The 20,672-nt window shown below is 69.2% G+C and carries 18 protein-coding genes; 9 read left to right on the forward strand and 9 right to left on the reverse strand.

Annotated elements, in window-relative coordinates:
* Nucleotides 1-51: 51 nt before the first annotated feature.
* A complete protein-coding gene (locus EJC51_RS30545; protein WP_244362921.1) occupies nt 52-681 on the reverse strand; it encodes a hypothetical protein in 630 nt (209 codons plus the stop codon).
* A gap of 227 nt (nt 682-908) precedes the next feature.
* Here EJC51_RS30545 and EJC51_RS30550 point away from each other — a divergent pair, with 227 nt between their 5' ends.
* From EJC51_RS30550 to hutH, 3 genes are all read left to right on the forward strand, one after another.
* Nucleotides 909-1,703 (forward strand): enoyl-CoA hydratase/isomerase family protein, encoded by a 795-nt coding sequence (locus tag EJC51_RS30550; RefSeq protein ID WP_126274015.1) that lies wholly within the window; start codon nt 909-911, stop codon nt 1,701-1,703.
* A gap of 133 nt (nt 1,704-1,836) precedes the next feature.
* Entirely contained in the window at nt 1,837-2,991 is a 1,155-nt protein-coding gene (locus EJC51_RS30555; protein ID WP_126274016.1) for a GGDEF domain-containing protein, read from the forward strand.
* A gap of 79 nt (nt 2,992-3,070) precedes the next feature.
* Nucleotides 3,071-4,609, forward strand: a complete 1,539-nt coding sequence (gene hutH, locus EJC51_RS30560; RefSeq protein WP_126277189.1) for a histidine ammonia-lyase — start codon at nt 3,071-3,073, stop codon at nt 4,607-4,609.
* 59 nt (nt 4,610-4,668) lie between these two features.
* Here hutH and EJC51_RS30565 read toward each other — a convergent pair whose 3' ends face one another.
* Both EJC51_RS30565 and EJC51_RS30570 read right to left on the reverse strand, forming a co-directional pair.
* Entirely contained in the window at nt 4,669-5,457 is a 789-nt protein-coding gene (locus tag EJC51_RS30565; RefSeq protein ID WP_126274017.1) for a hypothetical protein, read from the reverse strand.
* 42 nt (nt 5,458-5,499) lie between these two features.
* Entirely contained in the window at nt 5,500-5,790 is a 291-nt protein-coding gene (locus EJC51_RS30570; protein ID WP_207924777.1) for a hypothetical protein, read from the reverse strand.
* A gap of 110 nt (nt 5,791-5,900) precedes the next feature.
* On the opposite strand from EJC51_RS30570, the gene EJC51_RS30575 reads away from it, so the two are divergent.
* Both EJC51_RS30575 and EJC51_RS30580 read left to right on the forward strand, forming a co-directional pair.
* A complete protein-coding gene (locus tag EJC51_RS30575; protein ID WP_126274018.1) occupies nt 5,901-6,245 on the forward strand; it encodes a hypothetical protein in 345 nt (114 codons plus the stop codon).
* Nucleotides 6,246-6,494: 249 nt separating this feature from the next.
* Nucleotides 6,495-7,760, forward strand: a complete 1,266-nt coding sequence (locus tag EJC51_RS30580; RefSeq protein ID WP_126274019.1) for a L,D-transpeptidase — start codon at nt 6,495-6,497, stop codon at nt 7,758-7,760.
* Between the two features lie 76 nt (nt 7,761-7,836).
* Here the strand turns inward: EJC51_RS30580 and EJC51_RS30585 are convergent, their stop codons facing one another.
* From EJC51_RS30585 to EJC51_RS30600, 3 genes are all read right to left on the reverse strand, one after another.
* On the reverse strand, nt 7,837-11,088 hold the full coding sequence (locus EJC51_RS30585; protein ID WP_126274020.1) for a S8 family peptidase: 3,252 nt from the start codon (nt 11,086-11,088) through the stop codon (nt 7,837-7,839).
* A 261-nt stretch (nt 11,089-11,349) separates the two neighbouring features.
* Entirely contained in the window at nt 11,350-12,033 is a 684-nt protein-coding gene (locus EJC51_RS30595) for an ABC transporter ATP-binding protein (protein WP_126274021.1), read from the reverse strand.
* Nucleotides 12,034-12,190: 157 nt separating this feature from the next.
* Nucleotides 12,191-13,648 (reverse strand): ABC transporter permease, encoded by a 1,458-nt coding sequence (locus EJC51_RS30600; RefSeq protein WP_126274022.1) that lies wholly within the window; start codon nt 13,646-13,648, stop codon nt 12,191-12,193.
* Nucleotides 13,649-13,797: 149 nt separating this feature from the next.
* Between EJC51_RS30600 and EJC51_RS30605 the strand changes: the two genes are divergently transcribed.
* Nucleotides 13,798-14,568 carry a group II truncated hemoglobin gene (locus tag EJC51_RS30605; RefSeq protein ID WP_126274023.1) on the forward strand — a complete coding sequence of 257 codons (771 nt, stop codon included), beginning with the start codon at nt 13,798-13,800 and terminating at the stop codon, nt 14,566-14,568.
* 11 nt (nt 14,569-14,579) lie between these two features.
* On the opposite strand, the gene EJC51_RS30610 is transcribed toward EJC51_RS30605, so the two are convergent.
* The gene (locus tag EJC51_RS30610) at nt 14,580-15,518 is read right to left on the reverse strand and encodes a helix-turn-helix domain-containing protein (RefSeq protein ID WP_126274024.1); all 939 of its coding nucleotides are present in this window, start codon (nt 15,516-15,518) and stop codon (nt 14,580-14,582) included.
* A gap of 172 nt (nt 15,519-15,690) precedes the next feature.
* On the opposite strand from EJC51_RS30610, the gene EJC51_RS30615 reads away from it, so the two are divergent.
* Complete coding sequence (locus EJC51_RS30615) at nt 15,691-16,731, forward strand: NAD(P)-dependent alcohol dehydrogenase (RefSeq protein WP_126274025.1); 1,041 nt, start codon at nt 15,691-15,693, stop codon at nt 16,729-16,731.
* Between the two features lie 57 nt (nt 16,732-16,788).
* Here the strand turns inward: EJC51_RS30615 and EJC51_RS30620 are convergent, their stop codons facing one another.
* Both EJC51_RS30620 and EJC51_RS30625 read right to left on the reverse strand, forming a co-directional pair.
* Nucleotides 16,789-17,763 (reverse strand): toll/interleukin-1 receptor domain-containing protein, encoded by a 975-nt coding sequence (locus tag EJC51_RS30620; RefSeq protein ID WP_166682920.1) that lies wholly within the window; start codon nt 17,761-17,763, stop codon nt 16,789-16,791.
* Nucleotides 17,738-19,192, reverse strand: a complete 1,455-nt coding sequence (locus EJC51_RS30625) for a vWA domain-containing protein (protein ID WP_126274027.1) — start codon at nt 19,190-19,192, stop codon at nt 17,738-17,740. The genes EJC51_RS30620 and EJC51_RS30625 overlap by 26 nt, the downstream gene beginning before the upstream one ends.
* A 191-nt stretch (nt 19,193-19,383) precedes the next feature.
* On the opposite strand from EJC51_RS30625, the gene EJC51_RS30630 reads away from it, so the two are divergent.
* Both EJC51_RS30630 and EJC51_RS30635 read left to right on the forward strand, forming a co-directional pair.
* Nucleotides 19,384-19,767 (forward strand): VOC family protein, encoded by a 384-nt coding sequence (locus tag EJC51_RS30630; RefSeq protein ID WP_126274028.1) that lies wholly within the window; start codon nt 19,384-19,386, stop codon nt 19,765-19,767.
* A 120-nt stretch (nt 19,768-19,887) separates the two neighbouring features.
* On the forward strand, nt 19,888-20,652 hold the full coding sequence (locus EJC51_RS30635) for an SDR family oxidoreductase (RefSeq protein ID WP_126274029.1): 765 nt from the start codon (nt 19,888-19,890) through the stop codon (nt 20,650-20,652).
* The last annotated feature ends 20 nt before the right edge of the window (nt 20,653-20,672 follow it).

Here is a 20,672-nt window from a genome sequence, read left to right on the forward strand (position 1 = left end):
GTGCGGGTTCGTTGTGGCTGGTCGCGCAGTTCCTCGCGCCCCTTGGGGCGTTTACCGAGCCAGCGGGCCCACGCACAGGCCGATGACCGGCACGCACAGACCCCCGCCACCACCACCGCCGGTTTGGGTCGGCTGGGGAGTCGGGGTCGCGGGCGGTGGCGAATAGGTGCTCTGAGTCGGTGCCGGGGACGGCGTTGATGTCGGTTGCGGGGCCGGGGTGGTCGGATTCGGGGCCTCGGGGATGGTCGTCGGGTCGGGCGCGTCCACGGAAGCCCCCGCCGGTGTCGACGACGGCACCGGTACGAAGGTCACCGCCGACGTCGGTGTGGCGCTCGCCCCGCCCATCGGTGCCGTCGCCGACGGGCTCACCTTCGGGATCGCCGCCACCGTGGCGGCGGCGTTGGTCGCGCGGTCCGTGCCGGAACCGGCGTGTGGATCGTCGAGGCGGGGTTCGGCCTCCGCGGTGCCGAGGCCGCCGCCCAGGCCCCCGTCGGGAGCCATGCGGACGAGGCTCAGCGCACCGGCCGCCACGGCCAGTCCGCCGACGGCGAGGAGGGCCTTGCGGGGCCGCGGGCGACGGTGCCGGCCGCGTGAGCCGAAGAGGCGCTGCGGTACGGCGTCCACGACGTCGGGCAGCGCCGTCTCGGCGGCCGTGGCCTGCGTCTCCGTCAACGTCGTCATGGCGACCCCTCCCCGATGCGCTCGCGCCCCCTGTGCGCCGTGGCGGAGCGCACGCTATGCGCTCCTGTGGGCGATGGGGGCGGAGTTGGGTGGGATGTCACTCGAACGGGGTGTCGGGCGCCGACAAGGGAACCGGCCCCGCGCCCGCCCGCCCTTTCGTCCCCGGGGTCGGGCTGCGATGATCGGGCCCGGTGAAGTCTGTTAACCCACGTTAACTGGAGGGTGTCATGAGCGAGGAACGGTACGGGGAGTTCGTGCTGGTGCGGCGGCACGGGCACGTCGCGGAACTCGCCCTGGACCGGCCGAAGGCCATGAACGCCGTGTCGACGGAGATGGCCCGCTCGGTCGCCGCCGCCTGCACCGCGCTGGGCGACGACCGGGACGTACGGGCCGTCGTGGTGACCTCGACCCACGAGCGGGCGTTCTGCGTCGGCGCCGACCTGAAGGAGCGGAACTCCTTCACGGACGCCGATCTGGTCCGGCAGCGGCCCGTCGCGCGCGGCGCCTACACCGGCGTGCTGGAACTCCCCGTACCGACCATCGCCGCCGTCCACGGCTTCGCCCTCGGTGGCGGGTTCGAGCTGGCCCTGTCCTGCGACCTGATCGTGGCCGACGCGACGGCCGTCGTGGGCCTGCCCGAGGTGTCGGTGGGGGTGATTCCCGGCGGTGGCGGCACACAGCTGCTCCCACGCCGAGTGGGCGCGGCCCGAGCGGCGGAGCTCATCTTCACGGCACGGCGGGTGGAGGCGTCGGAGGCAAGGGACTTGGGCCTGGTGGACGTCCTGGTGGAGGCGGGCCAGGACAGGGACGAGGCCCTGGCGATGGGCGCCAGGATCGCCGCCAACTCGCCGGTGGGACTGAGGGCGGCGAAGAGGGCCCTGCGGCTCGGACACGGCCTGGACTTGAGGGCAGGCCTGGAGGTCGAGGACGCGGCCTGGCGCTCGGTGGCGTTCTCGGGGGACAGAGCGGAGGGCGTGGCGGCTTTCAATGAGAAGCGGCCCCCGGAATGGCCGGGCGAGTAGAGATACCCAGGGGCGCGGGGAACTGCGCGACCAGCCCCCGCACACCCGCACGCGCCGCACAACCAGCCACCCCCGTCACCCTTGGCGCCCCTCCAACACCGCTTATCCCCCAAAACCTCCCTAACCTGGAGCAATGGCGGAGGACACGCGGCTCACGGCAGTCGTCGCGCTGGCGCAAGGCATGGCCGCGGCCCACGGCTCACGCGAGGCCTGGCGCGCGGCAGCGACCGGCGCCTGCCGCGCCCTGAGCGGCAGCTTCGCCGCCCTGTCGGTGTGGGAGCGCGAGCTGGGGCGGCTCCGCGTCCTGGTCAACGTCGGGGACCGCGCGCCCGACGAGGACGAGTTCCCCGACGCCGAGGCCTACCCCGTGCACCAGTTCCCGGAGATCACCGAGTTCCTGCACGAGCGGTGGGCGGGCGGCGGGGAGCCCAACGCGTGGGTGGAGACCGCCGAGGGGCCCGCCGCGGGGCGCCGTCCCGGGTACGTCCATCAGCGCGTCGCCGCCCTCCGCAGGAGAGGGCGCGGCTGCTGTGTCGTCGCGCCGATCGTGCTGAACGGCCGTGCCTGGGGCGAGCTGTACGTGGCGCGGGCGGCCGGTGACCCCGTCTTCGACCGGGCCGACGCCGACTTCGCCACCGTGCTGGCCGCCGTCGTCGCGGCCGGGATCGCGCAGGCCGAGCGCCTTGAGGAGGCGCGCCGGCTGGCGTTCACCGACGCCCTCACCGGGCTCGCCAACCGCCGTGCCGTCGACGTACGGCTCGACGAGGCCGTCGAGCGGCACAAGCGGGAGGGTGTGGTCGTCAGCCTCGTCGTGTGCGACCTCAACGGGCTCAAGCGGGTCAACGACACCCTCGGGCACGCCGTCGGCGACCGGCTGCTGGAACGGTTCGGCTCCGTGCTGTCGCTGTGCGGGGCGATGCTGCCGGGGGCGCTGGCCGCGCGGCTCGGGGGTGACGAGTTCTGTCTGCTCGCGGTCGGGCCGGCCGCCGACGAGGTCGTCAAGGCGGCCGACGAACTCTGCCGACGGGCCGCCGAGTTGGAGCTGGGGGAGGGGGTGGCCTGCGGGGTCGCCTCCACCGAGGACCCCATCGGGCCGGTGCGCTCGGCCCGGCGGCTGTTCCGGCTGGCCGACGCGGCCCAGTACCGCGCCAAGGCCGAGCGGGCCGCCCAGCCGGTCGTCGCGGGGCGGGAAGGGCCGGACGACCCCGTCGTACGGCTCGCGGACGCGCCCTCGGGGGAGCGGGAGGCGCACGGGGAGCGCCGCCGGTTCCGGGGGCGCCGACTGTGACGTACGCACAAGTAAGGGGCGAACCCCGCCCCCACTCGTGACATCTCCGTCTTCACTGCGTACGCTCCTGAATATGGATATGCACACTGTGGTGGTGGGGACGTCCGGGGTGACCGCGTCCGACGTCCTCGCCGTGGCGCGCGACGGCGCCCGGGTCGAGCTCTCCGCGGAGGCGGTCGCGGCCCTCGCCGCCGCCCGCGAGATCGTGGACGCGCTGGCCGCCAAGCCCGACCCGGTCTACGGCGTCAGCACCGGCTTCGGCGCCCTGGCGACCCGGCACATCAGCACCGAGCTCCGTGCTCAGCTCCAGCGCAACATCGTCCGCTCGCACGCCGCCGGCATGGGGCCGCGCGTCGAGCGGGAGGTCGTACGGGCCCTGATGTTCCTGCGGCTCAAGACCGTCTGCTCGGGACACACCGGTGTGCGGCCCGAGGTCGCGCAGACCATGGCCGACGTGCTGAACGCCGGGATCACCCCGGTCGTGCACGAGTACGGCTCCCTCGGCTGCTCCGGCGACCTCGCGCCGCTCTCCCACTGCGCCCTGACGCTGATGGGCGAGGGCGACGCCGAGGGTCCGGACGGGGTCGTGCGGCCCGCCGGTGAGCTGCTCGCCGAGCACGGCATCGCGCCCGTCGAGCTGAAGGAGAAGGAGGGCCTCGCGCTCCTCAACGGCACCGACGGCATGCTCGGCATGCTGATCATGGCCCTCGCCGACCTCGACACGCTCTACAAGTCGGCCGACATCACCGCCGCGCTGTCCCTGGAGGGCCTCCTCGGCACCGACAAGGTCCTCGCGCCCGAGCTGCACGCCATCCGCCCGCACCCGGGGCAGGCCGCCAGCGCCGCCAACATGCTCGCCGTACTGAAGGACTCCCAGCTCACCGGGCACCACCAGGACGACGCCCCGCGCGTCCAGGACGCCTACTCGGTGCGCTGCGCGCCGCAGGTCGCCGGTGCCGGACGCGACACCATGGCGCACGCGCGGCTCGTCGCCGAGCGGGAGCTGGCCGCCGCCGTCGACAACCCCGTCGTGCTGCCCGACGGGCGGGTCGAGTCCAACGGCAACTTCCATGGCGCGCCCGTCGCTTACGTCCTCGACTTCCTCGCCATCGCCGCCGCCGACCTCGCGTCCATCGCGGAACGGCGTACCGACCGGCTCCTCGACAAGAACCGGTCGCACGGGCTGCCGCCGTTCCTCGCCGACGACGCCGGTGTCGACTCCGGGCTGATGATCGCCCAGTACACGCAGGCCGCGCTGGTGAGCGAACTGAAGCGGCTGGCCGTGCCGGCGTCGGCGGACTCCATCCCGTCCTCCGCCATGCAGGAGGACCACGTCTCGATGGGCTGGTCGGCCGCGCGCAAGCTGCGCACCGCCGTCGACAACCTCACCCGGGTCGTCGCCGTCGAGCTGTACGCCGCCACACGCGCCGTCGAGCTGCGCGAGGGACTGACCCCGGCGCCGGCCTCGCGGGCCGTCATCGAGGCCGTCCGGAAGGCCGGCGTGCAGGGCCCGGGCCCCGACCGGTTCCTGGCGCCGGACCTGGCCGCGGCGGACGCGTTCGTGCGCAGTGGGCAGCTGGTGGCGGCGGCGGAGTCGGTGACGGGGCCGTTGCGGTAGTCGTACGCGTGCGAGAAGGGGCCCCGTCGCGCCGCGACGGGGCCCCACTGTCGTGCTGCCTACTTCAGCTTCGCGACCTGGGCCGTGACGAGCTCGGCCGGGATCTCGGTCTTGCCGCCCTTGCCCAGCGCGGCCAGGTTGACCGAGTAGAACGTGGCGACGGTGTTGCCCTTGCGGACCACCTCGGTGAGGAACGTGGCCGTGCCCTCGCCGTCCATGTCGACGTCCTCGGCGAACGCCACCGACTCGTCACCGGCGCCGGAGCTCTTCGCCGTGCTGACCTTGGTGACCTTGGAGCTCTCGTCCTCGGCCTTGAGGCCGTAGCCGCCGGAGCAGGCCGTCACACCGTCGGAGACGGCCTTGAGGGCCTTCTCGGCGCCGTCGCCGTCGTAGGAGGACAGGCCGACGAACGTGATGCTCACGTCGAAGGCGTTCTCGATGTCGGCGTCGGTCAGCTTCGACGGGTCCTTGGAGGCCGCCGAGGGCTTCGCGGTGAGGGTGTTGCTGGCGTTCGCGTCCGTGTCGCCCGGGGCCAGCGCGGCCGTGGCCCAGGCCAGCGGGTCGCAGGCCGCCTTGTCGGTCTTCACTTCGCTCTTGGACTTGGGGAGGGTGTCGTCGCCCGACTCGGCCTCGAAGTCCTTGACGTCGCCCTTGGCGAGCAGCAGCTTCTCCAGCTCGGCGGAGGTCAGCGCCTTCGCGGCCGGCGCCGACGAGGCGCCGGCGGACTCCTTGGTGTCGGTGCCCTTGGCGTCGTCCGAGCCGTTGTCGGAGCAGCCGGTGATGAGGGCGAGCGACAGCGCGCTCACTGCGAGCGTGGCGCCTATACGGGCCCCCGATGATCTCTTCATGAGCGGACTATGAGGTTTTGGTCAAACGTCCGTCAAGTCGATTCAAAAACCGTGACGTTCCCGACGTACCGAGTAAGTGACGAACCCGGCACCGAGCGCGAGGAACGCCGTGCCGCCGACCACGTACGGGGTCGTGTCGAAGCTTCCGGTGTCGGCGAGACGGGTGCCCTCGACGGTGTCCTGGGTGGTGACGGTGGTCACCCTGGCCTGCTGCGTGACCTGCGATCTCGCCGGTTCCTCCTGGGTCGCACCCGCGGACGGGACGAACCACAGGGCGCACAGGAGCGTGCCTGCGGCGGTGGCGGTCAGCAACGGACGGCGAGCGGATGACACGGAATATCGATCCCCTTGTGGCGCTGGCGAATTGGCCGTGTGGGCCGATGTTAGTGAAAGGCGCGGGTCACGGGAAAGTCACGGGAGAAAAGGGCCGTACTCTCCGGTGCATGAGCACTGAAGAGACTTCACGGTTTGTGCGGCTTCGGGTGGAATTGGTGGTGGAGATCGATCACGAGGACGCCGTCGCCAAGGCCGCGCTGGAGCGGATCGCCGACGATCCCGAGATGCCGGCCGACGAGCAGGCGCACGCCGAGGCCGTTGTGACGGAAGACACCGCGGAGGCCCTCGCGTATCTCGTCGACCCGTTCGACCTGGTCAGCGAGGTGCCCGGGGTCGAACTCGTACAGGCCTCCTGGTCCAGCGAGCGGATCGACTACGACCCGGATTCGCCGGAGTGGGACCTCGACGAGGATGATGAGGAAGCGGACGACGACGAAGAGGCGGTCGGCTGAGCGCTCTTGGGGAACTTGTGGCCCCGGGTGGCAACCGCCGTCCGGGGTTTCGTCGTCTCAGGGGGCGCACGGACCGAGCTGCGCACCACCCGTCACGGCGGACGTGGTGTGCCCCACACGTTCCGAGAATGTGGAACGGGACGAACCGGTCGTAGCGTTTAGGTTTCATTGACGGGGCTCCCGGGTTCGGCTTCGGGTACGACTTCCGGGTTCGACGGGGACTCTCGGCTCTTTGGGGAATCGGCAACGATGGAGAAGCGTGTGATGACGGTCAGTAAGCGGCGCAGGGGCCTGGCGGTCGCGTCCGCACTGCTCGGCGGAGTGCTGGTGCTCTCGGCCTGTTCCGGTGGCGACGACGACGCCTCCGGCAGTGGCAGCAAGGACACCTCACAGGCCAAGGCCGACGAGGCCGCGGCCAAGAAGACGTCCGAGGCCGACATCAAGATCACGCCCAAGGACGGCTCCGAGAACGCCTCCATCAACAACTCCGCGGCCGTCACCGTGAGCAAGGGCACGCTCACGGACGTCAAGATGACCACCGCCGACGGCGCCGCGGTCAGCGGCGAGATATCCGCGGACAAGACCAGCTGGAAGCCCAGCGCCCAGCTGGAGCGGTCGACCACCTACAAGGTGAACGCGGAGGCGAAGGACTCCGAGGGCCGCATCGCCCACGAGAACGCGTCCTTCACCACGGTCTCCCCGTCCAACAGCTTCCTCGGCTACTTCACGCCGGACGACGGCTCCACGGTCGGCGTCGGCATGCCGGTGTCGATCAACTTCGACAAGGCCATCACCAACAAGGCGGCCGTCCAGAAGGGCATCACCGTCTCCTCCTCCAGCGGCCAGGAGGTCGTCGGGCACTGGTTCAACGCCAACCGCCTCGACTTCCGCCCCGAGGACTACTGGACCGAGAACTCCACCGTCACGCTGAAGCTCGCGCTCGACGGTGTCGAGGGCGCGAACGGCGTCTACGGCGTCCAGCAGAAGACGGTCACCTTCAAGATCGGCCGCAACCAGATCAGTTACGTCGACGCGAAGACCAAGCAGATGAAGGTCACGCAGGACGGCAAGACGATCAAGACGATCCCGATCTCCGCGGGCTCCCCCGAGAACAAGACGTACGAAGGCATCATGGTGATGTCGGAGAAGTTCAAGGAGACGCGCATGAACGGCGCGACCGTGGGCTTCACCGACAACGACGGCAAGGGCGAGTACGACATCAAGGACGTGCCGCACGCCATCCGCCTCACCAACTCCGGCACCTTCGTGCACGGCAACTACTGGGGCGCGAAGTCCATCTTCGGCAGCGTCAACACCAGCCACGGCTGCGTGGGCCTCTCCGACACCAAGGGCGCCAACGACAAGGGCACGGCCGGCTACTGGTTCTACAACAACTCGATCATCGGCGACGTCGTGATCGTCCAGAACACCGGCGACAAGACGGTGGCCCCGGACAACGGCCTCAACGGCTGGAACCTGAGCTGGGCGGACTGGAAGGCGGGTTCGGCGGTCTGACGCCGACACCTGCACGCCGCTGTGCGAAAGGCCCGCCGGAAGCTGGAGCAGCTTCCGGCGGGCCTTTCTCAGTGGGTTACTTGCCGTAGTACGCGTTGTAGATCGAGACCGTCGACTTGTTGTTCTTCTTGTCGGTGATCTTGGCGTGGAACGAGATGGCCTTGCCCTTGTCCGGGTTCTTCACGGTGATCTTGCCGTCCGTGACCGTGACCTTCTTCCAGGTCTGGCCGTAGTCGTACGACACGTACACCGCCAGGGACTTGAGGTTGGAGCCCTTGGCCGCGCCCTCGACGGTGACCGGGATCTTCACCGTCTCGCCCGCCTTGACGCGGCTGTCGAGGCCGGTCTTGGCGTTGAAGCGGACCGTGGAGGCCGGCAGCGTGACCTGGTCCTCGGTGGCCGCCTTCTTCGAGTGGAACGTGAAGCTCACGTCGATCCGCGTCGAGGCCGCCGCCAGCTTGACGCTCCGCTTCACGGACGACGTCAGCTTGTACTCGGCGTTTCCGGCGGGAACCGTGAACGCCTCACCGAAGAGCGGGTCCTTGTTGGAGCCGACCTTCGTGCCGTTGCGGTACAGCTCGGTCTTCACCGAGGTGAAGTCCGACGAGCCCGAGTGCTGAGCCCCGTCCGCGAACAGCGGCAGCGACCCGTAGAGGTAGTTGCCCTCGCGGAAGACGCCGTAGTCCTTGTTGATGTGCGGGCCGAAGACCGCGGTGTTGAAGGTCTTCTTGTACGTGGTGCCCGCCTTGAAGGTCTGCGGGTTCCCCAGCGTGTAGCCGGCCTCCGGGATCGAGTTGCCCTGCTCGTCCTTGGCTCCCCCGAACTGAAGGAAGTCCAGGCCCCACTTGATCTGGTCGCCCGTCGACATCAGCATGGTGCGGGTACCCGGCAGCTGCTGCTCGACGAACGTACCGAAGACACCGTCCTCGGGCAGCTCGCCCCACGGGCTGATCGCACCGGTCTTGCCGCTCGCCGGGGCACCCATGTTGGCCTTGACCGTGGCGAAGTCGCTCGCCTTGTAGTGCCGGACCTTGTCACCCACCAGGTGCTTGACCTTGGCCTGGGTCGCCACGTTGTACTCGGCGTTCGCGCCCTTGGCCCACTGCCCGTACCAGGTCTGGGTCAGACCGCCGGAGACATCGGCACCGAGAGCCGCGATGCGGATGTTCGCGAAGGAGTCCATGTTGACGCCGACCGGCAGCAGCGCGGGCTCGTAGTAGTAGCTGATCATCGCGGACAGCGGCGTGGCCGAGGCGTCCGGCACCGTGATGTCGGCCGCCTTGGTCGTGCGGGCGTCGATCGTCACCGAACGGTTCTTGGTCAGGCTCAGCTTCGGCTGCATCACCCAGTCGAGGCCGCCCTTGAAGGTGACCCAGTCCTTGGCGATCCAGGCGTCCAGCGCGTAGGTGCCCTTGGGCAGCCGCATCTTGGTGGTGCCGGACTCGTCGATCGTCACCTGGTACACGCGGTCCTTGGCCAGCCCCGTGTAGCCGACCGCGATGGTGTTGTAGTCCGGGGTCGGCTTGCCGTCCTTGTCGATGTGCTTGACGGTGAGGTCGTACGACTCCACCTCACGCTGCACCGCGGCGCCGGTACGCACCGTCTGGCCGCCGCCCGTCGCCGTCACGTACGCGGAGTACGCGCCGTCGACCGTGCCGCCCAGCTTGGTGTTGACGGTGAAGTCCACCGAGGCCGTGCCGCCCGCAGGGACCTTCACCGAGGTGGCGCCGAGCTTGAAGAAGCCCGCCGGAGCCGCCGCGCCCTTGGGGTTGGTGGCCGTCGAGGACAGCTTCAGCGTGACGTCCGCCGTACCGAGGTTGCGGTACGTCAGCTTCTTGGTGACCGGCTTGTCGTCGGTGTGCGGCCACTGCTGCGTGCCGAAGCTCACCGACACCGGGTCGGCGATCACGGTCTGCTTGATGGCCTTGTCGACCTGGATCCGGCCCGAACCCTGCTCGAACGGGGTGTACTTGCCGCCCTTCGTGGAGCCCGTGAGGGCGCCCTTCAGTTCGGTGTACGTCCAGTCCGGGTGCTCCTGCTTCAGGATCGCCGCCGCGCCCGCCACGTGCGGCGTCGCCATCGACGTACCGGAGATCGTCAGATAGCCCTCCGGGTTCTCACCGACCTCCTGGTCGATGACGCTGCCCTTGGCGGCCGCCGCCGTGATGTCCACACCCGGCGCGGTCACGTCCGGCTTGATCGCACCGTCGCCGACGCGCGGGCCGGTGGAGGAGAAGAAGGCCAGCTTGTCCTGGTCGTCGACGGCGCCGACGGTGAGCGCGGCGTCCGCGCTGCCCGGCGAACCGATCGACTCCGGACCGGAGTTGCCCGCCGCGATCGCGAAGAGGATGCCCTTCTCGGCGGACAGCTTGTTGACCGCCGCCTCCAGCGGGTCGACCTCCGGGGTGTCCTGGCCGCCGAGGCTCAGGTTGACGACGTCGGCGCCCTCCGCGGCCGCCCACTCCATGCCGGCGAGGATGCCGGAGTCGTCACCGGAGCCGGTGTCGTCGAGGACCTTGCCGTTCAGGATCTTGGCGCCGGGCGCCACGCCCTTGTACTTGCCGTTCGACTTGGCCCCGGTGCCCGCCGCGATCGACGCGACGTGCGTGCCGTGACCGAAGTGGTCGGTGGCGTCGGCGGCCGTGGAGAAGTTCTTGGCCTCGATCACCTGGTCCTTGAGGTCCGGGTGGGTGGCGTCGACACCCGTGTCCAGGACGGCGATCTTGACGCCCTTGCCGTCGTAGCCCGCGGCCCACGCCTTGGGGGCGCCGATCTGCGGGACGGACTTGTCGAGGCTCGCGGTGCGGACACCGTCCAGCCAGACGTGCGCGATGCCGGAAGCCGTCTTGTCGCCGTTGGTGACGGCGTCCCACAGCTCGGGCGTCTGCTTCGTCGACGTCTGCACCGCGTCCGCGTTGAGCGTCTTCAGGGTGCGGCGCAGGGTGCCCGCGTCGCGGACGTCGTCCTTCGCGCCGGTGGCGGTGCCCTGGTAGCCGACGATCACCTTCAGGCCCTTGGCCTGCGACTTGCGGGTGTCGGACTTGTTGAGCTCGGTGACGTCGAACAGTCGCTGGTCCAGCTTGCCGGCGGCGACCAGACGGGCCGCGTCACCCGGTATCACCAGGGTGTGCCCGTCGGCCTTGCGGACCTGGAAGGGTATGTGCTCCCGTCCCTTGGCCCGCTCCACGCCGACGACCCGGCCCTTGGCGTCGACGGCTACCCGGTCACCCGTGATCAGGGTGATGCGGTGATGAGCGCTGAACGGCTGGCTCGACCAGCCCGCCGGCTGTGCCTGAGCCTCCGGCTTCGCCGACGCCGGGCTGGTCATGCCCGCGGCGAGAGCGACCGCCGCCCCCGTGGCCACGGTGGCAGCACAAACTCTTTTCACTTGTCTGCGCAAGATTCCCCCTTGCTGAAGTTCCGGGTGAATTTCCCCGTTCACCCGGCCGGGGGTGGTCCCGCACAGACAAGCGTGCACCCCCCGGATTACGCAGTATGCCGGGGGGTGATCAGGCACCTCAAGGGACAGGTGACGCACAGACTCGGACTGTTACGCGATGCTCATAATCAGGAGTTCGCATTCTCCTGGTCACGAGCTCGCGTTCTCCTTCACCGTGATCTTTCCCTTGCGAATGGTGGCCAGCCGCGGGGCCTTCTTCGCGATCGCGGAGTCGTGCGTGACCATGATGAACGTCAACCCGAGCTCCTTCCACATGCGTTCGAGTACGTCCATGATCTCGTCGCGCATCGACTCGTCGAGGTTGCCGGTCGGCTCGTCGGCGAGCAGCACCTTCGGCTGCTTGACGAGGGCGCGGGCGATCGCGACACGCTGCTGCTGGCCTCCGGACATCTCGGAGGGGAGGTGCGCGAGGCGCTCGCCCAGGCCGACCGACCTGAGGGCCTCAGCGGCTCGTTCCCTGCGGTCCTTGACCTTGACGCCGAGCGGGACGAGGGCCGTCTCCACGTTTTCCTGGGCGGTCAGGGTGGGGATGAGGTTGAAGCTCTGGAAGACGAAGCCGATGTTCTCGCTGCGGACCTTTGTGAGCTTGGCTTCGGACAGTCTTGCCAAGTCGGTTCCGTCCAGGACGACTTCGCCGGCGGTGGGCTTGTCCAGGCCGCCGAGCATTTGGAGGAGGGTGGATTTTCCGCCACCGGTGGGGCCCTGGATGATCAGGCGGTCGCCGTCGGCGATGGTGAGGTCGACGCCTGCAAGGGCGTCCACGGTTTCTTTGCCTCGGGTGTAGCGCTTGGTGACGCTTTTGAGTTCGTACATTTGGGATGGCTCCTGAGTGGGGTTCGGGGGTGGTGCGGATGCGTTACGGCTGCGGGCCGGTGGGGGCTTGTCGCGCTCAGGCGGCGGAGCCGCATATCAGATACAGCCCCGCGCCCCTGGGTGGGTCAGCTCCCGCCAGCCATAAAGGAACCCCTCGCTACTCGACTCGCCTCAATGCGTCCGCCGGCCTCAGCCTCGACGCCCGCCAGCCGCCGAACGCGCCCGCGATCAGGCCGCCCGCCACCGCCAGGGCCACCGCGATCGCGACCGTCGTCGCGCTCACCGGGGCCGTCAGGGCCACGTCCAGTGTCCTGGCCGCCGCCTGTCGGCCAGGGCCGCCGAAGCCGCCACCGGGGCCACCCGCGCCACCGCCCCCGCCGCCCAACTGGGCTTGCAGCGTCGGGCTGATGGCCGTGACGACGTACGCGCCCGCCAGACCCAGGGCGATGCCGAGTGCGCCGCCGAGCAGGCCGTTGACCATCGCCTCGCCGACCACCTGCCGGGTGACCCGGCCGGAGCGCCAGCCCAGGGCCTTGAGCGTGCCGAACTCGCGCACCCGGCGGGAGACCGCCGACGAGGTCAGCAGGCCGGCGACCAGGAACGCGGCCACCAGGACCGCGATCGACAGCCACTTGCCGACGTTCGTCGCCAGGGAGGACGCCGTGGAGAGGGAGCCGGAGACGGTGTCGGCGAGGTCGGCGGAGGTCGTCACCGTCGTACCGGAGATGTTCTTCTGGATGGTCGACTTGACGGTGTCGATCTGCTGGGAGTCGGTCGCCTTGACGTAGATCGTGGTGACCTTGTTCTTCGCGTCGCCGAGGGTCTGCGCCTGCTTCAGCGGGATGTAGAGGTTGGCCGCCGCGTCACCGCTGCTGGCGGTGGCGATGCCGATCGTCTTGTACTTGGTGCCCTTGATCGTGATCGTCGAGCCGACCTTGTACTTCTTCTCCTTGGCGTACGCCGAGTCGACGACCACGACCTTGGCGTCCGTCTCGGAGGTCTTGAAGGTGCGGCCGCTGGTGATCTCTGAGGAGGTCAGCGGGCCGAGGGCCGGCTCGGTGACGTCGGTGCCGAAGACGGAGTAGTTGTTGACGTCGAAGTTCGCGCCGCCGCCCTGCACTTCACCCTGGGGCTGGCCGGTGCCGCCACCGCCGGGGCCGCCCTGCCGGCCGCCCCCGTCGTCGTTCTGCTGGAACTGGCCGCGTGTGAACTGGCCGCTGACCTTGATGACTTGAAGACTCAGGCCGCCGACGGCGTCCGCGACGCCCTTCTGGTCGCCGACCTTGGTGACGGTCGAGGTGGCGAGGGTCTGGAAGCCCTGGACCAGCACGCGGTCGCTGCTCTGCTCCTCGTCGGAGTCGCTGTCCTGCGCGTCGAAGTTGAAGCGCGGACGCTCGGAGCTGTTGGCGGAGGGCGCGGCGGCGGCCTTGGTGACCGTCATGTCGGTGCCGAGGCCGTACAGCGACTGGAGGACCTTGTCCTGGGCCTTGCCCATCCCCGAGGACACGGAGTTGACCACGATGACCAGCGCGATGCCGAGCGCGAGCCCGGAGGCGACGACGAGGGCCGCCTTTCTGCGGCGGCGCAGTTCGCGCCTCAGGTAGGTGAAGAACATGGCCGCACCGTAGGTACGGCGCGTGATGGCTGGATAAGGCTGAAATAAGAGAAGGATGAGAAGGCTGTCCGTGGGCCAGGAGGGGGCCCGTACGCACCTGTCAGGCGGAGCGGCAGCGTCCGGCGCGCAGGGCGTGTTTGTGTGGGGTCATGACCGCAGAGACCGTCGAGTACATCCGTTACCGCATCCCGGAAGACCGTTCGGCCGAGTTCCTGTCCGCCTACACCCGCGCCGCGGCGCAGCTGGCGGCGGCCCCGCAGTGCGTCGACTACGAACTCGCCCGCTGCGAGGAGGACTTCGAGCACTACGTCCTGCGCATCACCTGGACGTCCACGCACGACCACACCGAGGGCTTCCGCAAGTCCGAGCTGTTCGCCGACTTCCTCGCCGAGATCCGCGCCTACGTCGGTGACATCGAGGAGATGCGGCACTACAAGCCGACGACGGTACGAGGGACGGGCGCGGCCGTGCCCACCCTGTACGCGTGGGCGGGCGGCGAGGAGGCCTTCGCGCGGCTGACGTCGGTGTTCTACGAGAAGGTGCTCAGGGACGACCTGCTGGCCCCGGTGTTCGAGGGGCTCGCGCCCGAGCACGCCTCGCACGTGGCGATGTGGCTCGCGGAGGTCTTCGGCGGCCCGGCGACGTACTCCGAGACCCAGGGCGGCCACGGTCACATGGTCGCCAAGCACCTGGGGCGCGGCATCACCGAGACGCAGCGGCGCCGCTGGGTGAACCTGATCCAGGACGCGGCCGACGAGGCGGGCCTGCCGACGGACGCCGAGTTCCGCTCGGCGTTCCTCGCGTACCTGGAGTGGGGCACGCGGCTCGCCGTGTACTTCTCCGGCCCGGACGCCAAGCCGCCGGCGGAGCAGCCGGTCCCCGCGTGGGGGTGGGGGGTGGCGCCGCCGTACCGGGGGTGAGACGCGGGGAGTCAGGGCCGGGGTCGGGGCTGGGGTGCCGCCGAGTCCTGGCCCACCCGCGTCGCGTCCGTTCCCCAGCTCGCCAGCAGGCGCAGGGCCTCGGCGGACGGGGAACCCGGCTCGGCGGAGTAGGTGATCAGGGCCTGGTCCGTGCCGTCCGTCAGGCGGAACGACTCGAAGTTCAGGGTGAGTTCGCCGACGAGCGGGTGCATCAGGTGCTTGACGCCGTAACTCTTCTCCTTGACGTCGTGGGTGGCCCACAGCCGCCTGAAGTCCTCGCTCTTGACGGAGAGTTCACCGACGAGGGCGGCGAGGCGCGGGTCGTCGGGGTGGCAGCCCGCGTCCATGCGCAGGAAGCTGACCATGTCGTACGCCTTCTGGTCCCACTCCATGAACAGCTCGCGGTACTCGGGCCGCAGGAACACCAGCCGCGCCCAGTTCCGCTCCTGCGGCGGCAGCTCCGACCAGTCGCCGAAGACGGCGGCGGCCATCCGGTTCCAGACGAGGATGTCGGAGCGCCGGCCGGTGATGTACGCCGGGACGCCGTCCATCGAGTCCAGCAGCTGCCCGAGCGCCCCGCGCACCTGCTCCGTGCGCGTCGTCTGCTTCTTCTTGTGCTGCTTCGGCTTCGCGAGATGGGTGAGGTGCGCGTGCTCGGCATCGCTCAGCCTGAGCGCGCGGGCGATGGCGTCCAGGACCTCCGCCGACACGTTCCGCCCGTTTCCCTGCTCCAGGCGGGTGTAGTACGCCACCGAGACGCCCGCCAGCTGCGCCAGCTCCTCGCGCCTGAGCCCCGGCACCCGCCGGTGCCGCCCGAAGTCCGGCAGCCCCACGTCCTCCGGCTTCAGCCGGGCCCGCCGGGTGCGCAGGAACTCGCTGAGCTCGGCCCGCCGGTCCAGCGTGCCGCCGACTCCGCCCCGCTCCGTCGCCCTCTCGGCTCTCTCGTCCATACGTCGAGTATTCACGGTTGTACGTCCACCATCCTGTCCCCGCCAGTAGTAGGACCAGCGAACGTACGCAAAGCTGTGACCTGGGTGAACAGCGATCGCTCGGGCACGCTGGACATCGTGCCCGGCCGGAAGGCAGCCGGGCGCGACCCCCTCTCTCTAGGAGAACCCCCGCATGACCACCGTTGCCGCGTACGCCGCCCCCGCCGCGAAGGCCCCGCTGGAGCGGACCTCCATCGAGCGACGCCCGGTCGGCGAGTTCGACGTCCTGATCGACATCAAGTTCGCCGGCATCTGCCACTCCGACATCCACCAGGCCCGCGAGGGCTGGGGCGAGGCGATCTTCCCGATGGTCCCCGGTCACGAGATCGCGGGCGTCGTCTCCGAGGTCGGCCCCGGCGTCACCAAGTACACCGTCGGCGACCGGGTGGGGGTCGGCTGTCTCGTCGACTCCTGCCGGGAGTGCGACAACTGCAAGGCCGGCCTGGAGCAGTACTGCACCGGCGGCAACGTCGGCACGTACAACGCCGTCGGCAAGGACGGCGAGCCGACCTACGGCGGCTACTCGGAGAAGATCGTCGTCGACGAGAACTTCGTCGTCCGCATCCCCGACGGCCTCTCGCTCGACGAGGCCGCTCCGCTCCTGTGCGCCGGGATCACCACGTACTCCCCGCTCAAGCACTGGAACGCCGGCCCCGGCAAGAAGGTCGCCATCCTCGGCATGGGCGGCCTCGGCCACATGGGCGTGAAGATCGCGCACGCGCTGGGCGCCGAGGTGACCGTCCTCTCCCAGTCCCTGCGCAAGAAGGACGACGGTCTGAAGCTGGGCGCCGACCACTACTACGCCACCAGCGACGAGGCCACCTTCAAGGAACTGGCGGGCACCTTCGACCTGATCCTGTCGACGGTCTCGGCCCCGCTGAACCTCGACGCCTACCTGTCCCTGCTGAAGACGGACGGCGCCTTCGTGAACGTCGGCGCCCCCGAGGAGCCGGTCAAGCTCAACCTCTTCTCGGTGATCGGCGGCCGCAAGACCCTCGCCGGATCCGGTATCGGCGGCATCCAGGAGACCCAGGAGATGCTGGACTTCTGCGCGGAGCACGGCTTCGGCGCCGAGATCGAGCTGATCAGCGCCTCGGAGATCAACGAGGCGTACGAGCGGGTGCTGGCGAGCGACGTCCGGTACCGGTTCGTGATCGACACGGCGACGATCTGACGGAACTGTGCGCGGTGCCGATGCCGGCCAGGACGTCCGGGTCGGCACCGCGCGCCTTCAGTTGCTGAGCAGGAAGTCGATGAACCGGTCGAACTCCACTTTGTTGGTGCTGGAGACCCACAGCTTGTCCCGGAAGAGCAGTGGAATGTCGGCCGGTTCACTGTCGGTCAGCAGCAGCGGGATGACTATGCGGGTGGAGTCACCACTCAGTTCGGCATTGAGGATCCCGCCGTACTCGGCGCGGGTCCAGCCGCTCCCGCTGATGTGCTTGCTGATGCAGGGCAGGACGTAATGGCTGCCGCGCAGCCCTTCTTCGATCTTCTCCGAGACACGGTCACCGAAGGTGATCTGTTCCTTGTCCAGCCAGTAGCTGATACCCCGGTCGGCGAGCAGCTTGGCGATGCCTTCCACTTCCTTCGCGGTCTGCGAGGCATGGCACAGAAACACGTCGTACTCGAACATCTGCCCTTCCTTTCGTCGGGCGTCCGCCGTGACGAACGGAATCCGGGTCCGCTCCGTCGCCCAGGACCTGGCCAGGACACCGGCGCCGTAGAACTTGATCAAGCCCGTGTAACCGGGGAAGGGCACATGGGCGCAGGACGCGGTGATCTCGTACGTCCGCTCGCCTGCGCGTATCTCGCCGCGCACCTGGCCGGAGTAGAACTCCAGAGTGAACCGGTTGTACCCGCGGTCCAGGAGCACCGGTTCGTCGAGCTGGGCGACCGCTGTCAGCATGCCCTCCTGGAACACGGACAGCCGGGCGACGGTGGTGTCGGCCGCCGGGTCGTGCGGGGTCGTGTAGAAGGCGACGAACGTCCAGTCCTTGTTGGCCCGGCAGATCAGCCCGGCGCCGGTCGCCCGACGGGAGGTCAGCCGGATCTCGGCGGAGACGGAGCCGTTGAGCACCGGTCCGGGCTCCAGGTCGATCACGTACGAGGCCGCGTATGGACCGACGCCGCCGCCGTGGCCGGCGAGCATTCTGCCGCCGATGGGGGTCCAGTCGCCGCTATTCGATGCGTGCCAGTCGCTCACGGAGTTTCCCGCGCGTCTCTTCGAGTGGGGTCTTCTGCTGGGGCAGGCGCTGGAGCAGTCGGTCGACGGTGCCGATCGCCTCGACGAGCAGCGCGATCTCCATCTCCTCGTCCATGTCGGTGACATCGAACTCGCGGGACTTCTTGCGCTGGCCCTCTGACATGAGGATCTTGCGCATGCTCATCAGCAGGCTCCGGGTCTCGGGCTCTTCTGGGAAGGCATCCACCAGATCGAACACGAGCAGCGCCGATATGTTCATGTCGAGGTGATGCCGGAGATGGTCTATCTCATTCACCACACGAGTCTGGCCGATCATCGGCCTTTGACTGAGCAGACCCAATTCGACCGTCTGCATCCGGGTGATCTCGAGCGTCAACATCTCCTTCATCCCGCTGACGTTTCCGGCGGCCATGTTCCGGAGCATCTCCTCCTCGTTCTGCTCGGCCCGGTACTGGGCCACCACGCTGCTGACCAGGGCGTGCACCCCGGTGGTGACCACCGTGTCCTGCGGCGCGAGGGCGATGGTCCGCTCGGCGGAGGCCTTTTCCTCGCTGCCGTCGTACAGAGTCGCCCCGATGGCGAACTCCGGGGCCTTCACCTGTGCCGGATCGATCTCCAGCCGTACCGCGAAGTTGAAGGTGTCCTGCCCTTTCAGCGGGCGCAGGCCGTAACGCCGGGAGATCTTCCGCAGAGAGTTCAGCTCCTCGCTGACGGTCACTCCGGGCGGCAGGGTCAGCTCGATTCTCGGGCGGTCGAGGACCGTGGTGAGGGCGCTGCGGAACTCCTCTTCCAGGATGTTGTCGATGCCGGTCTCGGCGATGTACCAGAACCGGCCACCCGAGGCGGTGGCGATCGCCTCCAGCAGGTCCTCCTGGAAGTCGCTGCCGATGCCGATGGTGGACGTCGTGATGCCCTCGTCCCGGGCCCGGGACGCGACGGCGGCCAGCGCCGACTTCTTCGTCTCTCCGGCGTTCGCCTGCCCGTCCGACAGCAGGACCAGCCGGCCGTAGTGGTCTTCTGTCGTATGGCTCTGCAACTCCAGCAGCCCCTGGTACCAGCCCAGAGAGAGGTTGGTCGAGCCGCCGGGCCGGATGGCCTGGAGCCGGTCCTCGACCTGGTCCCGCGGAGTCTGCGGATTGACCACCACCTGAGCGGCATGGTCGAAGACGACGACGGTGAACAGGTCGTCGCCGGTGATCCGCCGGAAGATGTCCACGCAACTGCGTTTGGCGGTCTCGAGTTTGTCCTGCGCGCCCATGCTGCCGCTGCGGTCGATGACCAGGCAGAGATTCATGGCGCTGCCGGACCGTTCGGTACTCGTGGCGTAACGGCACCTGACCTCGATCGCCACGTCGAATTCGGTCACCTCGTCGTTCCGCGCGGCAGGCCGCTCGGGGAGGACGAGGACTTCGATCGCTCGGTCGTCCATGTGATGTTCCCCCTGCTGTTCCCCCTAGGTACAACAGCGAAGCACATCGGCCATCCCCGTGACGGTATTCCAAGCGAATCAGCCTCACACTCCGTCATATCCCTTATGGCATCCGGAGGTTGCACGGCCTCGCCCGCCACAGCGGACACGGCAACCGGCGAGAGTATGGTCGGAACGAGGAGGCCAACACGATGACTGTTCAGCTGAACCACACCATCGTCGCCGCACACGACCAGCAGGCGTCGGCCCGGTTCCTCGCCGACATCCTGGGACTGGAAGTGGGCCCGCAGTACGGTCCCTTCATCCCCGTCGAGATACCCAACGGAGTGACCCTGGACTTCATGGAGGCGTCCGGGGACATCACGCCGCAGCACTACGCGTTCCTGGTGTCGGAGGACGACTTCGACACGATCTTCGGCCGTATCGAGAAGCGGGGTCTGACGTACTGGGCGGACCCGTTCCACCGACAGCGGGGCGAGATAAACCACAACGACGGCGGCCGCGGCACGTACTTCGACGACCCGAACGGCCACAACCTGGAGATCCTGACCAGGCCCTACGGCAGTGGCGGCTGACGTCCGAAGAGCGCCGAGAGCGGATTTCGCAACCGAGTCCGCCCCCGGCTGTCACATCGCTCCAGTCCCTCGCGTCATGTCCGCGACGGCAGTTCTTCGGCTCACAAAACTGGAGCAGTCATGACGACGACACCCATCCTGGTCACCGGCGGCACGGGCACCCTGGGCAGCCACGCGGTCCCGCTGCTGCGGGCGGCGGGTCGCACGGTGCGGGTCCTCAGCCGCCGTGAGCGCCTGGGCGCGGACGGGATCGAGTACGTCACCGGCGACCTGATGACGGGCGAGGGCATCGACGCCGCACTGGCCGGTGTCGGCACGGTCCTCCACCTCGCCGGCGGCCCCAAGGGCGACGACGAGGCGACCCGCACCCTGGTACGGGCGGCCCGCGCGGCCGGCGTACGGCACCTCGTCTACATCTCGGTCATCGGCGCGGACCGCGTCCCCCTGGCCTGGCTGCGCACCAAGCTGGACGCGGAGCGGGCGATCGCCGACTCGGGCATCCCCTGGACGACCCTGCGGGCGGCCCAGTTCCACGACCTGACCCTGACGATGATCGAGAAGATGACGAAGCTCCCCGTCCTGCCGGTACCGGGCGGCCTGCGCCTCCAGCCGGTCGACTCGGCGGAAGTGGCGGCGAGGCTGGTCGAGTTGACGCTGGGCGAACCGGCGGGGCTGGTCCCGGACATGGCGGGCCCGGAGGTCCACGACATCGCCGAGCTGGCTCGTCCGTATCGCGAACTGCGGGGCGCGCGTGGCCGGTTGCGGGTGCCGGTCCGGATCCCGGGGAAGGCCGGGAAGGCGTATCGGGCGGGCGCGAACCTCACGCTGGAAGGGGCGGAGAAGGGCAAGCGGACGTGGGAGGAGTTCCTGGCGGAGCGGGTCTGAGGGCCCAGTGGCCTCGGGTG

Source organism: Streptomyces aquilus (genome assembly GCF_003955715.1).
GTDB lineage: Bacteria > Actinomycetota > Actinomycetes > Streptomycetales > Streptomycetaceae > Streptomyces > Streptomyces aquilus.

Excerpts from the sequence above, each read along its gene's own strand:
- EJC51_RS30630 (WP_126274028.1), top strand. The coding sequence starts at position 19,384 with ATGACTGTTCAGCTGAACCACACCATCGTCGCCGCACACGACCAGCAG.
- EJC51_RS30545 (WP_244362921.1), bottom strand. The coding sequence starts at position 681 with ATGACGACGTTGACGGAGACGCAGGCCACGGCCGCCGAGACGGCGCTG.
- EJC51_RS30615 (WP_126274025.1), top strand. The coding sequence starts at position 15,691 with ATGACCACCGTTGCCGCGTACGCCGCCCCCGCCGCGAAGGCCCCGCTG.
- EJC51_RS30600 (WP_126274022.1), bottom strand. The coding sequence starts at position 13,648 with ATGTTCTTCACCTACCTGAGGCGCGAACTGCGCCGCCGCAGAAAGGCG.
- EJC51_RS30565 (WP_126274017.1), bottom strand. The coding sequence starts at position 5,457 with ATGAAGAGATCATCGGGGGCCCGTATAGGCGCCACGCTCGCAGTGAGC.
- hutH (WP_126277189.1), top strand. The coding sequence starts at position 3,071 with ATGCACACTGTGGTGGTGGGGACGTCCGGGGTGACCGCGTCCGACGTC.
- EJC51_RS30575 (WP_126274018.1), top strand. The coding sequence starts at position 5,901 with ATGAGCACTGAAGAGACTTCACGGTTTGTGCGGCTTCGGGTGGAATTG.
- EJC51_RS30625 (WP_126274027.1), bottom strand. The coding sequence starts at position 19,192 with ATGGACGACCGAGCGATCGAAGTCCTCGTCCTCCCCGAGCGGCCTGCC.
- EJC51_RS30550 (WP_126274015.1), top strand. The coding sequence starts at position 909 with ATGAGCGAGGAACGGTACGGGGAGTTCGTGCTGGTGCGGCGGCACGGG.
- EJC51_RS30605 (WP_126274023.1), top strand. The coding sequence starts at position 13,798 with ATGACCGCAGAGACCGTCGAGTACATCCGTTACCGCATCCCGGAAGAC.
- EJC51_RS30610 (WP_126274024.1), bottom strand. The coding sequence starts at position 15,518 with ATGGACGAGAGAGCCGAGAGGGCGACGGAGCGGGGCGGAGTCGGCGGC.
- EJC51_RS30595 (WP_126274021.1), bottom strand. The coding sequence starts at position 12,033 with ATGTACGAACTCAAAAGCGTCACCAAGCGCTACACCCGAGGCAAAGAA.
- EJC51_RS30555 (WP_126274016.1), top strand. The coding sequence starts at position 1,837 with ATGGCGGAGGACACGCGGCTCACGGCAGTCGTCGCGCTGGCGCAAGGC.
- EJC51_RS30585 (WP_126274020.1), bottom strand. The coding sequence starts at position 11,088 with ATGACCAGCCCGGCGTCGGCGAAGCCGGAGGCTCAGGCACAGCCGGCG.
- EJC51_RS30635 (WP_126274029.1), top strand. The coding sequence starts at position 19,888 with ATGACGACGACACCCATCCTGGTCACCGGCGGCACGGGCACCCTGGGC.
- EJC51_RS30580 (WP_126274019.1), top strand. The coding sequence starts at position 6,495 with ATGGAGAAGCGTGTGATGACGGTCAGTAAGCGGCGCAGGGGCCTGGCG.